The sequence below is a fragment of the Saccharibacillus sp. JS10 genome, assembly GCF_024436065.1.
Taxonomy (GTDB): Bacteria; Bacillota; Bacilli; order Paenibacillales; family Paenibacillaceae; genus Saccharibacillus.
The window spans coordinates 1,184,110-1,196,788 of record NZ_JANFNS010000001.1 but is presented as its reverse complement, the minus strand read 5'-3'; the positions used below and the strand labels follow the sequence as shown (position 1 = coordinate 1,196,788).

Here is a 12,679-nt window from a genome sequence, read left to right as displayed (position 1 = left end):
AAGACCGTGCGTTCTTCTTGGCGAAGAATGACACGGTCTTTTGTTGATTTTACAAATCTGGAGTTTTGGTTTCCGTAGTCAATTCTTCTTTTTCATTAGAAATCCCGAAGATTTGAATAAAGCGGAAAATCAGGTTCAATACGATGCCGACGATGGTAGCGAGCGCCATACCTTTTAACGAAACTTCACCGATCGTCAATGTAACGCCGCTAAGCCCTGTGGCTAAAATAACAGCTGCAAGCAGCATATTGACCGATTTGGAAAAATCGACTTTTTGCTCGACGAAGATACGTAGGCCGGATACCGCGATAACACCGAATAACAAGAGCGATACGCCGCCCATAACCGGACCCGGAATATTCGCAACAGCTGCGGAAAACGTACCGGAAAACGATAGTAGAATTGCGATGATCGCAGCTCCGCCGACAACGAATACAGAGTAGACGCGAGTCAACGCCATAACGCCGATATTTTCGCCGTAAGTCGTATTTGGAGTTGAGCCTACAAAACCGGACAATACAGTCGATACGCCGTTACCGAGTAGCGAACGATGCAACCCCGGATCTTTGGACAAGTCTTTGCCGACAATATTGCTTGTAACCAATAAGTGACCGATATGTTCGACAATAACGACGAGAGCAGCCGGTAAGATCGTCAGAATAGCGGCGATATCCCAAGTCGGTGTCGTGAAGTTCGGCATCGATAAGAAGCTGGCTTCGGAAACAGCGGCAGTATCTACTTCGCCTAACGCATAAGCCAAGATATAACCGACCGCGATCCCGATCAGAATATGTATGATTTTCGGGAAGCCACGGAATAATACAGCACCCAATACGGTAACCGCCAAAGTGACAAGCGAAATGATAATGGCATTGGAACTGTATACGACTGCTTTTGTATCTGGATCCACACTTCCCAGAAGACCGGCAAGATCGGCAGCAACCGGAAGGAGTTCAAGGCCAATCAGAGCGACTACGCAGCCCATAACAACTGGCGGGAACATAAAGTCGATCCAGCGGGTGCCTGCGACTTTGACAATCCAAGCGACAAGGATAAACACGATGCCGATGACAATAAAAGCGCCGAGTGCTTTGGAATAGTTCTCCATATTACCTGGCGTAACAAGGACTGCTCCGACTGGAACAAGGAACGCAAAACTCGAGCCGAGATAAGCCGGGATTTTACCTTTACAGATCAGGATGTAGAGCAGGGTGCCGATACCGTTCATCAGCAAGATGACGCTTGGATCGACGCCGAAAATATTCGGAACCAAAACCGTACTGCCAAACATGGCGAACAAATGCTGGATACTGAGTAACAGACCGGGACCGAATGCAGGTCTTTCATGAACTTGGATTTCGCGTTGCAAACATTCTCACTCCTCAAAGACATAGGATAGAGCCGCTTTGAAAGATTCAAGCAGCGGCTTTTGAACAAAAAACGACGTTAGACCGCAGCGACAGATCGTAATCAAAACCGCTACATCCGCACGAAATTTATCATCTTAGCTAGATTACAGACAAATTTTCTTTTTTTCAATAACATTTTCGAGAAAATACGGATTATCTTTCGGATTTAGAGCATAGATCGATAGTCTAAGAACAAAGTATGGTATTCAATGAGCTTTTCATGAAGAAAGCAATTATTTAAGTGCACGCATTGACGCGGATTGGGCTAAAAGGCATAATGAAAGGAAACTCTATCGAACATGCCTGAATGCGCTATTCGCAGACAGGCTTCATTTTCTTATAGAAAGGAATCTTGAAGGACTAAATGGGCATTGAACGATTACTTGAAAAGGCGTCCGTTTACATCCGAGAGTCGGATCTTCCGCGTATCCGGGAAGCCTACGAATTTGCTGATAAGGCCCATCACGGCCAAGTCCGAAAGTCCGGCGAACCGTACATTCTGCACCCGCTGGCGGTTGCAGATATTGTTGTGGGTATGCAGATGGATACGACCTCGATCGAAGCGGCTTTATTGCACGACGTAGTCGAAGATACGACTGTCTCGTTGGAAGAGATTCGTACCCATTTCGGCGAAACTTGCGCGATGCTTGTGGACGGGCTTACAAAGCTTGAGCGTATTAAGTTCCGTTCCAAAGAAGAACAGCAAAATGAAAACTATCGCAAAATGTTTATCGCGATGGCTCAAGATATCCGTGTAATTGTTATTAAATTGGCAGACCGTCTGCACAATATGCGTACACTGAAACACCAATCGGAAGAAGGACAACGGCGTATTGCTTATGAGACGCTGGAAATCTTTTGTCCGGTTGCGGATCGTCTCGGTATTTCGGCAATCAAATGGGAGATGGAAGATATTGCGCTGCGGTATCTGAATCCTCAGCAGTATTACCGTATTGCCAATCTGATGCACAAAAAGCGCGCGGAGCGCGAGCAGTTCATTTCCGATGTTATCGGTCGGATCCGCGAGAAGCTAGCGGAAATGGGCATTGAAGCGGATCTTTCGGGACGTCCGAAGCATATTTATAGCGTCTACAAAAAAATGACAAGCAAAAACAAGCAGTTTAACGAAATTTATGATCTGCTTGCGATTCGAGTATTGGTCGATAATGTCAAAGACTGTTATGCGACGCTTGGCATCATCCATACGTTGTGGAAGCCGATGCCAGGACGTTTCAAAGACTATATCGCCATGCCAAAAGCGAACATGTATCAATCGCTGCATACGACGGTTGTCGGTCCAAACGGCGAACCGACCGAAGTACAGATTCGTACATGGGATATGCACCGCACCGCGGAATTCGGTATCGCGGCGCATTGGGCGTACAAAGAAGGTACGATTATTTCGCCTTCTAGCGGCATCGAAAATAAAATGCCGTTTTTCAAAGAAATTATCGAATTGCAAAATGAAGCGAAAGACGCATCGGAATTCGTGGAATCGCTCAAAATGGATTTCTTCTCCGACCTCGTCTTTGTGTTTACGCCTAAAGGTCAAGTGATCGAACTTCCCAATGGGTCGGGACCGCTTGATTTTGCTTACCGGATTCATACGGAGATCGGCAACCGTACAATCGGCTCCAAAGTCAACGGACGTATTGTACCGCTCGATCATAAGCTGAAAACGGGCGATATCGTCGAAATTTTAACATCCAAACATTCGTATGGACCGAGTCAGGATTGGGTGAAAATTGCTCAATCGTCTCATGCTCGAAGTAAAATTAAACAATGGTTTAAAAAAGAACGTCGTGAAGAAAATGTAGAAAAAGGCCGTGAAGGACTGGAGCGCGAGATTAAAAAACTTGGGCTTGAAGTGTCGGAATGGCTGAGTGACGATAAATTGCTTGAAGTCGCGAATAAGTTCTCGTTCAATGATACGGATGATATGTTGTCTGCGATTGGTTTCAACGGGATTACCGCTTCACAAGTGGTAACGCGATTGACCGAAAAATGGCGCCGTGAACAAGAAGAAAACAGCAATCATCTGGAATTGACGAACGAGATTCGCGAAGTAAAAGCCGCTCCTGCGGATAAAGACAAAAAGCGTCCGACGAACGGCGTCAAAGTCAAAGGAGCCAGCAATCTGCTTGTTCGTTTTGCGCGCTGTTGCAATCCGGTTCCGGGCGACGATATCGTCGGCTATATCACAAGAGGACGCGGCGTATCTGTACACCGCACGGATTGTACCAATATCCCGGGGGCCAATGATGGCGCCGAAGCAGGTCGCGTAATCGAAGTGGAGTGGGAAGATGCGGTCGAATCGAGCTTTAGCGTCGATATCGAGATTACGGGCCTTGATCGTCGAGACTTCTTGAACGAAGTGCTGCAAGCCATATCGGAAAGCAAAACAAATATGACTGCGGTCTCTGGACGCGCAGACAAAAATAAAATGGCTTTGGTGCATATCACGATCCTGATTCGCAACACCGAGCATTTGCAGTCGGTTGTTGAACGTATCAAACGCGTACGTGATGTCTATACGGTGCATCGAATCATGCAATAAAAGGTTGCCTTCTACAAAGGTAATCGGTTTGGAAAAGGAGTTTGGCTGAAATGCGAATCGTAATTCAACGTTGTAAATCGGCTTCGGTAGAAGTCGAAGGCAAAACGGTCGGCGAGATTGGCTCAGGGCTGATGATTCTAGTCGGAGTTACCGAAGGCGATACGCTTAAAGACGCTTCTTATTTAGCGGATAAAGCGGCAGGGCTGCGGATTTTCGAAGACGAAGCCGGAAAAATGAATCACAGCGTTGAAGATGTCGGGGGTTCGATCTTGTCGGTCTCGCAATTTACGTTGTACGGAGATTGCCGCAAAGGGCGTCGTCCAAACTTTATGGCTGCGGCAAAGCCAGAGCCTGCTCTGGAGTTGTACGAAGCTTTTAACGAAGCGCTGCGTGCGCGAGGATTGATTGTCGAAACCGGTGTGTTCGGTGCGATGATGGATGTATCTTTAGTGAACTCAGGGCCAGTGACGTTAATCATTGATAGCCGCGATTGAGTAGAATAAACCGCTTGGATAGCCTTAGGGCAAAGCCAAGCGGTTTTTCTTTTTTCCAACTTTTCGATGTTAGAAGTGCAAGACGGCAGGGTAATAAGAAAGCGAGAACCAATCCTATCAAGTTATGGATACTGCCGAGAGGAGTTTTGAACATTATGAGTAAAGTCGCATTTTTGCTTGCCAACGAATTTGAAGATTCCGAAATGCAGGTTCCTTACGATGAAGTGAAAAAAGCCGGGCATACCGCTGAAATTATCGGTCTTAAAGCCGGCGAGACGGTCAAAGGCAAACTGGGCAAAGAAGAATATACAACGGAAAAAGCAATCTCCGATGTCAATGCGTCGGACTATGATGCTGTTGTGATTCCAGGCGGTTCTTCTCCAGAAAACTTGCGTTTGGATGAACATATCATTCAATTCGTAAAAGACATCAATGCTTCCAAAAAGCCGATTGCAGCGATTTGTCACGGACCGCAAATTTTGGCAAGTGCTGATCTGCTCAAAGGTCGCACCATCACTTCATATCCAGCTTTGCAAGACGATATGAAAAATGCAGGCGCACAATTCAACGATAAAGAAGTGGTTGTCGATGGCAACTTTATCACTTCGCGTACGCCTGACGATGAACCCGCTTTTGTACGCGAGTTGCTGAACGTTTTGTAAGTTACGGTTATACATGAAATCCCTATAGATGAACATGGAATCATCCAACTAAAGGAGGGAATAGAAATGTCGAAACATATCCAAGCTTATTTTAAAACAGAAAGCGAAGCCGAAGGTGCAAGAATGAGCCTAATGACGTTCACAACAGAGCAGCTTGAAGTTGGTGAACTGCAAGGCGGTGTAGGTTTTGGCGGGGATCGCGGCGGTCGCGTCGTCGTGCCTTTGCTGCCATTGACCGGAGCGAATAACACAACCTATACAGGCGGAACCGCTGCTGCTGGCGGCGCGGGAAGCATGATCGGAGATCAAGCTGTACCTGTACCTTCTCCGGCCGCAAGTCGCGATGTAGGTGGGCGTCCTGTCGATAAAGACGATGTCGAAGACGTGAATGAGAACGCTTCCGATGCTGATCTACGCGATCTGACGTATACGCTCTCTGCAAAAGTCAAAGAAGAAGATTATGCGGATGTCGTGCGTAAACTTCGTAATAACAACGGATTTGTACACGTCTACGATTGATCATTTGTCATACAACTGTAATCTAAGAAACATGTTCTTTTAACAAGAGATTGTTATAGTAAGGGCATGACCCCCTTAGATAAATTTGGAAGACCCACAGCAGCAGGCTGTGGGTCTCTTTTTTTGTAACATTACTCAAATGGTTGACTTTAGTCATGTACTTGATTACAATCATAAAATATAACAAACGCGGTGAGAGTTTTCAGTCTGTAATTAGCTGATCATCTTATTGCGCATATGACGATTCGATGATGGGAAAAAGTATCTTGGATTTTGAAGCGCACAAGAGAGGAATTCCGTGGCTGGAAGAATTCCGCGCAGCGACCAAGCGAAAGACCTCCCTGAGAACGCACGGCGAGAACCGGAAAAAGCAGCGAAGCACCGCAGTGGAATTCGCACTTTTTGGAGGATGATTAGCCGATGCGCGAAATAGGCGGGCGTTAACCGTCGTTAATGAAGCGAGTAGGCGTTCTTTGGAACATACTCGAAATGTGGGTGGCACCACGGGAGATTCGTAAATACGATCCCTCGTCCCTGTACTATGCGAAAAACGGCATAGGCAGCGGACGGGGGCTTTTTGGTATTTTTATCATGAGAACTTGGGCTGTATGAGCCAAAAAGAAAGGAACGGAAACCATGGATTTTCAAAAACCGAAAGGCACGCTCGATTTTTTGCCGGGTACGGTAGAAAAATGGCAGTATGTCGAAACGAAAGCACGCGATTTATGCAGACGATTTAATTACAGCGAAATTCGTACACCTATTTTCGAATACACGCAATTGTTCCAACGCGGTGTAGGCGAAACGACAGACATCGTCCAAAAAGAAATGTTCTCGTTCCAAGATATGGGAGGACGCGGCATGACGCTTCGCCCGGAAGGAACAGCAGGCGTCGTTCGCGCTTATGTGGAGAATAAAATTTACGGCGAACCCGATGTATCCAAACTCTATTATATTGGACCGATGTTCCGTCAAGAACGCCCGCAAGCTGGACGCTATCGTCAATTCCATCAGTTCGGGATCGAAGCAATCGGTTCGGTCGAACCAGCGATCGATGCAGAAGTGATTGCATTCGGCTTGCAATTTTTCGAAGATATCGGTCTGAAAGGAACAAGCGTTGAAATCAATTCGGTCGGCAACGCGGCAACGCGCGCCGATTACAACGAAAAGCTGTTGGCATTTTTGAATCCGATGCGCGATAGTCTGTGCAAAGATTGTCAAAACCGGATCGACCGCAACCCGCTGCGTGTACTGGATTGCAAAGTCGACCATGATAAATTTACGGATGCGCCTTCGATTTTGGATAGTTTGGATGAAGAAAGCCGAATCCACTTTGAAGCGGTGCAACGTAATTTGGATGCGATGGGCGTCGCGTATACGATCAATCACCGTTTGGTACGTGGGCTTGATTATTACACGCTAACGGCGTTCGAGTTCAAAACAAAAAGCGGCATCGGCGCGATTGATACAATCGGCGGCGGCGGTCGTTACAACAAACTGGTTGCCGAAGTCGGCGGCCCGGATCAACCGGGAATCGGGATGGCAATCGGCATGGAACGTCTACAACTGCTGCTTGCCGATCAACAAACGCAGATCGATGCTACGAATCCGCTTGATATTTACCTGATCGGGCTGGGCGAGAAAGCGAACGAAGAAATCACGAAGCAGCTTCATAAACTTCGTCGTCTGGGCTTCTCCGCAGAGCGCGATTATCTGGACCGTAAAATGAAGGCGCAAATGAAATCGGCAGATCGCCTGAATGCGCGTTATACCGCTATTTTGGGCGACGATGAATTAGAACGCGGCGAAATTGCGGTGAAGTCGATGGAAACGCGTGAACAAGTAACGGTACCGCTGAGCGAATTAGCATCGGCACTGAAGTAGAAGAATACGATAAAACTTTTCAGATAAAAAGGAGATTACTATTATGATGCTCAGAACTCATCATTGCGGGCAAATTACGTCCGATCAAATCGGAGAAACGGTAACGCTGAACGGCTGGGTGCAAACTCGTCGTGACCTCGGCGGCGTACTCTTTATCGATCTGCGCGATCGCAGCGGTATCGTACAAGTCGTATTCAACCCGGCTTACTCCGGTGAAGCTTTGCAAACCGCAGAGCGTGTACGTACCGAATATGTACTTGCTGTAAAAGGAACCGTGGTGAAACGCGAAGAAGAAACCGTGAACAAAAACTTGCCAACGGGTGAGCTAGAAGTTCGCGTAACCGAGATCGAAGTCTTGAACGCTGCAAAAACACCTCCGTTCTTTATCGAAGACGGCATCGAAGTGGATGAAGCGTTGCGCCTGAAATATCGTTACTTGGACTTGCGTCGTCCAGAAATGCAAAAAACATTGATGCTGCGTTCGCAATCGGCAAAAATTTTCCGCAACTTCCTTGACGATCAAGGTTTTGTTGAAGTTGAAACTCCGATTTTGACTAAAAGCACGCCGGAAGGCGCACGCGATTACTTGGTGCCAAGCCGTGTGCATGACGGAGAATTTTTTGCATTGCCGCAATCGCCGCAAATCTTCAAACAATTGCTTATGGTCAGCGGCTTGGAGCGTTACTACCAAATCGCTCGCTGCTTCCGCGACGAAGACCTTCGTGCTGACCGTCAACCTGAGTTTACGCAAGTCGACTTGGAGATGTCCTTCGTGAATCGCGACGATATTTTGGGTATGATCGAAGAATTGATGGCGAAATTGTTCCGCGAAACGGTAGGCGTAGATGTTCAACTTCCGTTCCAACGTCTGACACATGCTGAAGCTATGAGCAAATACGGTTCGGACAAACCGGATCTGCGCTTTGGTATGGAATTGGTTGATGTCGGCGATATCGTCGAAACCAGCGAAGTAAAAGTCTTTGCTTCTGTTATCGCGGGCGGCGGGCAAGTTAAAGTATTGAACGCAAAAGGCTGCGGAACATGGACACGTAAAGAAATCGATGATCTGGGTCCTTACGCGGCTCGTTACGGAGCAAAAGGTCTGGCATGGATTCAAGTGAAAGAAGACGGCTTTAAAGGCCCGATCGTTAAATTCATGAGCGAAGAAGTCATTCAAGCGCTGCGTGAGCGTACCGATGCCGAAGTTGGCGACTTGCTGTTATTCTCCGCCGACAAAAAGCAGGTAGTAGCCGATGTACTCGGCGCGCTTCGTCTGAAAATCGGTCGTCAACTTGGATTGATCGACGACAGCATTTACAAATTTGCTTGGGTGCTTGATTTCCCACTGCTCAGCTACGACGAAGAATCCAAACGTTATGTCGCAGAACACCATCCATTCACACGTCCGCTTGCGGAAGACTTGGATAAGTTCGAGACGGATCCGGGTTCGGTTCGCGCGCAAGCGTATGACCTTGTTCTGAACGGTTATGAAGTCGGCGGCGGTTCGCTGCGGATCTTCGAACACGACCTGCAACAAAAAATGTTCAGTCTGCTGGGCATTTCCGAAGAAACGGCGCAAGAACAATTCGGCTTCTTGCTGGATGCGTTCCAATACGGAACACCTCCACACGGCGGCTTCGCATTCGGTTTCGACCGTCTCGTGATGTTGTTGACGCAACGTACGAACTTGCGCGAAACTATTGCGTTCCCGAAAACAGCGAGCGCAACCGACGTTCTGATGAACGCGCCTTCGCCAGTGGAAAAAGCGCAATTGGATCAGCTGCATATCAAATTGGCTCCAAAACCTGCGAAAAAAGCTTCCGAAACCGAGCAAGCTTAAAAATTGTAAATACAGAGAAGGCAACCGATTTTCGTCGGTATGCCTTTTCCGTTTGATTGGACAACGATAAAATTGAAGGAGGTCAATGCAGCATGTTACATGCTTTTTCCAGAACCGAACTTGCACTTGGGCCTGAAGGAATTCAAGAATTAAAAAACAGTACGGTAGCTGTGTTGGGCATTGGCGGAGTTGGAGCGATGGCAGTCGAAGCTCTGGCACGTTCCGGTGTAGGTACGATTATTTTGATCGATAAAGATGTCGTAGACATTACGAATATCAACCGTCAAATCCATGCGCTGACGACTACAGTCGGTCAACAAAAAACGGAACTTATGGCAGAGCGGATCAAATTGATCAACCCAGACATTCAAGCGATCGTGCTGAATATGTTTTATACCGAAGAAACGTACGAAAAGCTATTCGAGCATAAGATCGATTATGTGGTCGATGCTTCCGATACGATTATCTACAAAATTCATATCATCAAAGAATGTCTAAGCCGCGGGATTCCGATCATTTCGAGTATGGGCGCGGCGAACAAACTGGATCCTTCCCGGTTCCAAATCGCGGATATTTCGAAAACGAAAGTCGATCCGATCGCCCGTATCATTCGCAACAAACTTCGAAAAGAAGACGGAATCAAAAAAGGCGTAAAAGTCGTATTTTCCACAGAAAAACCGATCAAGCCACGTCAAGACGTAACGGAGCAGATTGCACCGGAAGGCGCTAAAATCCGTAAAGCCAAACAGCCACCTGCGAGTAATGCGTATGTTCCTCCAGTTGCCGGTCTGATTATGGTGAGTGAAGTGGTTAAAGATTTGATGATTAATGCCGGGCATCCGCTGCCGGATCAAGAGTAAATAGGCGAAGAACTGCATATCGCTATAACTGACGTAAAGCTCTCAAACAGAGGGCTTTGCGTCTTTTTTGATAAGAGTTCCAAAAATAAAGTCGGCAAGCGCTGTTGAAATATGCTATGCTGGTAATCCTTTGCGCTTATCGCGTAATGATTTCTCGGCATTTTGTACAACGTAGCAAAAACTTGTATAAAGATTTGTTACGCAAGGTTCGAAAGAATCTATCGATTGTGAAGATCGAGGTGCAAAATGCTCATCTTAGGAGGTAACTGAAATGAGTGAAAATGTTCAAAGTGCCTATCGGGAAGAGCAAACCAAGTTGTCGACCGTTCTAGAAGAGATTGGAACACAGCTTGAGCGCCTTCGGGCGATTCCGGTCTATACCGGGCATGATTTTACCGAGCAAGTATTGGAAGCCGGACGCGAAGAACGTAGACAACGCTTAATGAAGTCAGAGCCGGAACCGTATTTTGGGCGTATGGATTTTGAAGAAGCGGGCAAAAACAAACCGTCGGCGCTGTACATTGGCAAAGCTGGATTGGACAATCTGGAACCGGGCAGTTTGCCGATTGTCGTCGATTGGCGTGCGCCGGTAGCGAGCTTGTTTTATTCGTTTACCGGCGGTGAGGAAAAAGTCGAATACGAAGCGCCTGAAGGTATCATCGGCGGCGAAGTACATCTCAAAAGAAATATCATGGTGCGCAAATCCGAACTTGAGCGCGTCGTGGATACTTATGTACGCGGAAGCGAAGAACCTGCGGTATCGGACGAGTTTTTGCTATATCGATTAGGCGAAAATAAAGACAATCGACTACGCGATATTGTATCGACGATTCAAGCCGAACAAGACCAGATTATTCGTGCGGACAAAAACAAAGCGCTGATTATTCAAGGTGTAGCCGGCAGTGGGAAAACGACCGTAGCGCTGCATCGCCTTGCTTTTTTACTGTATCAATATCAAGAACAAGTCTCGGCAGGAAAAATGATTATTTTCGCGCCTAACAGTATGTTCCTTGATTATATTTCGGGCGTACTTCCTGAGCTTGGCGTAGGCGATATCCAGCAGCGGACGTTTACCGATTGGGCAGCAAAACTAATGGATGTCGAATCCATGTTGGCAAATCCTGCGGAGACGTTGGATTTATGGTTTGGCGAAGCCGGAGGAGTAGCTCCAGGCGACGATGCACCGGGAAGATTCAAAGGCTCGGCTATGTTCCGAGATATGCTGGATGCAGCAGCTTCGGCACTTGAAGCCTCGGGTGCGCCGGAACTTGAATTTTCGCCGTGGGAAGACGCGGTGCTGCCTTATGAGACGATCTTGCATTGGTACAGGGAGGAGTATAAGCATTATTCCGCAGCCGGACGCAAAGAGCGGGTACTGGCTCGGATCCATCGCTGGATCGAGATGGAACTCAAATCGGTAAAACCTGAATCATTACGTAAAGAATATAAGAAAAAAGCATCTGCACGCGAAAAAGCCTATGCGAAAAAATGGCCGGATTTCAGCCCGCTGACGTTATACAAGCAAATTTTCGGAGCACTCAAAGATACACGCGGGATACTGCCGGAAGCTTCTTTTGCAGAGATTCCGGCATCGATCATCAAGTCGACCCGTGCGGATCTAAAATCAGGTCGGATCCGCGAAGAAGATCTACCGGCACTGCTGTATCTTCATCAAAAGTTAAATGGCGTCGATGGGATCGAACGGTTTGACCATATCGTGATCGACGAAGCCCAAGACTTTTCGCCGCTGCAAGTATCGGTATTGGATCGATTTGTGCGAGGGCATTCGTTTACGATTTTGGGCGATTTGTCTCAAGGGATTCACGCTTATAAAGGGGTACACAGCTGGAGCGAGATGAGCGATCTGTTCGGCGAACACGAAACGTCGTACCATGCACTTACTCGAAGTTACCGTTCGACGATGGAAATTATCGGTTTTGCCAATGCGATATTAGCAGGCGGAGTTCAAGACGCGATCCAAGCTGTACCTGTATTTCGGAGCGGGAACAAAGTACGATTGATCGACTTTGGCACCGAAAATGAACATGGGGGCGAGCAGATGGTTACTCAGGCGATCCGTGGTCTTTGGGGGCGTGAGCATAAGACGGTATCGGTGCTAACACGTACTCAAACCCAAGCTTCTAAGCTTTATGAAGTATTGAAGCCGATATTCCCGGAGCTGAATCTGATCGACGGCAGTATGACGCAATACGAAGGCGGGTTATCGGTATTGCCTTTGCATCTCTCTAAAGGGCTAGAATTTGACGCGGTCATTCTTGCGGATGCCGGATTGAAGCAGTACGGAGAATCGGAATGGGATGCCAAAATGCTTTACGTCGGATGTACGCGTGCCCTACACGAACTCTGGGTCTTGCATGGCGGCGAGCTGCCGAAATTTTTGCATGACGTCGAAGCTTGGAGCGAAGTTGGATTACCGGAATAAGAAAAAGCTGA

9 protein-coding genes are annotated in these 12,679 nt (G+C 47.4%); 8 read left to right on the top strand and 1 reads right to left on the bottom strand.

Annotated features, from left to right (window positions below):
• Positions 1-49: 49 nt before the first annotated feature.
• A complete protein-coding gene (gene uraA, locus NOM90_RS05375) occupies positions 50-1,369 on the bottom strand; it encodes a uracil permease (protein ID WP_255940469.1) in 1,320 nt (439 codons plus the stop codon).
• A gap of 404 nt (positions 1,370-1,773) precedes the next feature.
• Here uraA and NOM90_RS05370 point away from each other — a divergent pair, with 404 nt between their 5' ends.
• The 8 genes from NOM90_RS05370 (at position 1,774) to NOM90_RS05335 (ending at position 12,668) form a co-directional block, all read left to right on the top strand.
• A complete protein-coding gene (locus NOM90_RS05370; protein WP_255940468.1) occupies positions 1,774-3,966 on the top strand; it encodes a RelA/SpoT family protein in 2,193 nt (730 codons plus the stop codon).
• Positions 3,967-4,016: 50 nt separating this feature from the next.
• Positions 4,017-4,460 (top strand): D-aminoacyl-tRNA deacylase, encoded by a 444-nt coding sequence (dtd, locus tag NOM90_RS05365; protein WP_255940467.1) that lies wholly within the window; start codon positions 4,017-4,019, stop codon positions 4,458-4,460.
• 155 nt (positions 4,461-4,615) lie between these two features.
• Entirely contained in the window at positions 4,616-5,122 is a 507-nt protein-coding gene (locus NOM90_RS05360; RefSeq protein WP_305120902.1) for a type 1 glutamine amidotransferase domain-containing protein, read from the top strand.
• 66 nt (positions 5,123-5,188) lie between these two features.
• Positions 5,189-5,641, top strand: a complete 453-nt coding sequence (locus NOM90_RS05355) for a hypothetical protein (protein WP_255940466.1) — start codon at positions 5,189-5,191, stop codon at positions 5,639-5,641.
• A gap of 636 nt (positions 5,642-6,277) precedes the next feature.
• Positions 6,278-7,525, top strand: coding sequence for a histidine--tRNA ligase (hisS, locus tag NOM90_RS05350; RefSeq protein WP_255940465.1), 1,248 nt, complete (start codon positions 6,278-6,280; stop codon positions 7,523-7,525).
• Positions 7,526-7,571: 46 nt separating this feature from the next.
• Positions 7,572-9,365, top strand: coding sequence for an aspartate--tRNA ligase (gene aspS, locus NOM90_RS05345; protein ID WP_255940578.1), 1,794 nt, complete (start codon positions 7,572-7,574; stop codon positions 9,363-9,365).
• Positions 9,366-9,457: 92 nt separating this feature from the next.
• Positions 9,458-10,225, top strand: a complete 768-nt coding sequence (locus tag NOM90_RS05340; RefSeq protein WP_255940464.1) for a tRNA threonylcarbamoyladenosine dehydratase — start codon at positions 9,458-9,460, stop codon at positions 10,223-10,225.
• Positions 10,226-10,496: 271 nt separating this feature from the next.
• Positions 10,497-12,668, top strand: coding sequence for a HelD family protein (locus NOM90_RS05335; RefSeq protein ID WP_255940463.1), 2,172 nt, complete (start codon positions 10,497-10,499; stop codon positions 12,666-12,668).
• The last annotated feature ends 11 nt before the right edge of the window (positions 12,669-12,679 follow it).